At 71.8% G+C, this 1,793-nt stretch carries 3 protein-coding genes; 1 reads left to right on the top strand and 2 read right to left on the bottom strand.

What is annotated here, in order from left to right; all coding sequences use genetic code 11:
* On the bottom strand, positions 1–380 hold a 380-nt coding region (locus FV222_RS25000; protein WP_147815905.1), incomplete at its 3' end, for a GAF domain-containing protein.
* A 160-nt stretch (positions 381–540) separates the two neighbouring features.
* A complete protein-coding gene (locus FV222_RS24995) occupies positions 541–1,104 on the bottom strand; it encodes a L,D-transpeptidase (protein WP_147754314.1) in 564 nt (187 codons plus the stop codon).
* Between the two features lie 254 nt (positions 1,105–1,358).
* Here FV222_RS24995 and FV222_RS24990 point away from each other — a divergent pair, with 254 nt between their 5' ends.
* A complete protein-coding gene (locus FV222_RS24990) occupies positions 1,359–1,790 on the top strand; it encodes a hypothetical protein (RefSeq protein WP_147762918.1) in 432 nt (143 codons plus the stop codon).
* Positions 1,791–1,793 lie beyond the last annotated feature (3 nt).

Genomic DNA, 1,793 nt, shown 5'->3' with positions numbered 1-1,793 from the left:
GCGCGGTCGGCCACGGGTGGGCGCGGTGCGGAATCGGCGAGGCAGAGCACGCCGAGGCAGCGGCCGTCGCCGTCGACGAGGGGCGCGCCGGCGAGGAAGCGGAACGCGCCCCTTTCCGCCGGCCCGGCACGCCATCGCAGATCGATCGCGGCGTCCGGCACGACGAGCACGTCGCCGCAGGCGATCACCCGGTCGCGGAAGGCTTCGAGGGCGCGCGCCTCCCCTGCCCCGATACCGATCGGCGGGCCGTCGCCGAGGATCGCGGCGACCGGCACGTCGAACAGGTCCGCGGCCAGGTCGAGCAGGCCACGCAGCGATGCTCCGCCCGGCGCCGTCCGCGTGTGGCGCGTCGTCCCTGAACCCGCTCGATCATCCGACATGCGCAACCGTGTCCCGGACGCCCGAACGGGCGCGGACGGCAGGATGTCGCGGCAAACGCTGTCAAAGGCTTAAAAATACAATCTTGGATTGCAATTTCGTAGTGGGATGACAGGAGTCGGCGGGGCGAAGCCGAATGCTTCGCCCCGCCGAAGCCAACCGTCAGTTGCGGACGATCACCTTGGTGCCGACGCGGACGCGGTCGTAGAGGTCGACCACGTCCTTGTTGGTCATGCGGATGCAGCCGGAGGAGACCGCGGCGCCCATGGTCTCGGGCTCGTTCGAGCCGTGGATGCGGTAGAGCGACGAGCCGAGATACATCGCGCGGGCGCCGAGCGGGTTGTCCTGGCCGCCGGCCATGAAGCGCGGCAGGTCCGGGCGGCGGGCGAGCATCTGCGACGGCGGCCGCCACGCGGGCCATTCCTTCTTCATCGTGACGCTCTTCTGGCCCGACCACGAGAAGCCCTCGCGCCCGACGCCCACGCCGTAGCGCACCGCCTCGCCGCCGCCGAGGACGTAGTAGAGCCGGCGTTGGCTGGTCGAAACAATGATGGTCCCGGGCTTCTCCGCGCCTTTCCAGGCCACGGTCTCCCGCGGGATCGCCTGGGTGCGGAAGATGTTCATGAAGTCGGCGACCGGCCCGGAATCCAACGGGCTCGCCTGCGCCGCCCCCGCTCCGAGGGCGAGGCCGGCCGCGAGGCAGAGCGTGGCGATGCGACGTGTCATGCGGATCTCCGAGGGTTCTTTCGATCCGCTGCCGGGTAGCTGGGCATTGCGGCAAGCGGCGGACGCGAAGCGCGGTGTCAGCCGAGAACGGTCCGCCTGTGGGATCGTCGCAACACCTGTCGCCGGTCGGGCGGCGCAAGCCGCCCCGCACTCGTACAGGTGGGGCGGAATTGGTTCCGCGAATTCCCGCCCCGAAGCCTGACAGAATGTCGCAGCCGCTTGTGATGCGCTGCGGCAGAGCTTTTATCGAAGGCGTGACACGCCTTCCCGACACCCATGCGCCGGCCCCGGCACCGGTCCTCGCGACCGTGCGCGGCCCGTTGCTGCTGCGGGCGATCGCCGGCGTCGTCGTCGCCGCGCTCCTGCTCGTCGTCGGCCTTCCGCGTGAGGCCGACATGCCGACGCCGTCGAGCCGCGTCGCATCCGCCTTCGTCCACGCGGCGGTGTCCCAGGCAGCGGTGTCCAAGGTGGCGGTGTCCAAGTCCGACGCCGTCCGCGCCCCGCTCCACGCGGTCGCGCCGAACGTCGCCGAAGCCGACGACTGGGCCGGACGGCCCGCCCTCGCCGATCCGCTGTCGCACCGCCTGCCCCGCCTCTCGGACGAGGCCGGCTTCCACCCGCGCGAAACCGGCCTCTTCCGGACCTGGGCGTCCGCGCCGCCGGACCGCCCGCCCCGGCGCGCCTGAGGG

It is taken from the genome of Methylobacterium sp. WL103 (assembly GCF_008039885.1).
In the GTDB taxonomy this organism is placed as follows: Bacteria; Pseudomonadota; Alphaproteobacteria; order Rhizobiales; family Beijerinckiaceae; genus Methylobacterium; species Methylobacterium cerastii.
The sequence above is the reverse complement of the archived record's forward strand: the minus strand, read 5'-3'. Positions and strand labels throughout refer to the sequence as shown.

What these genes read in the sequence shown, in the direction of transcription:
- FV222_RS24995 (WP_147754314.1), bottom strand. Translation starts at nt 1,104, where the DNA reads ATGACACGTCGCATCGCCACGCTCTGCCTCGCGGCCGGCCTCGCCCTC.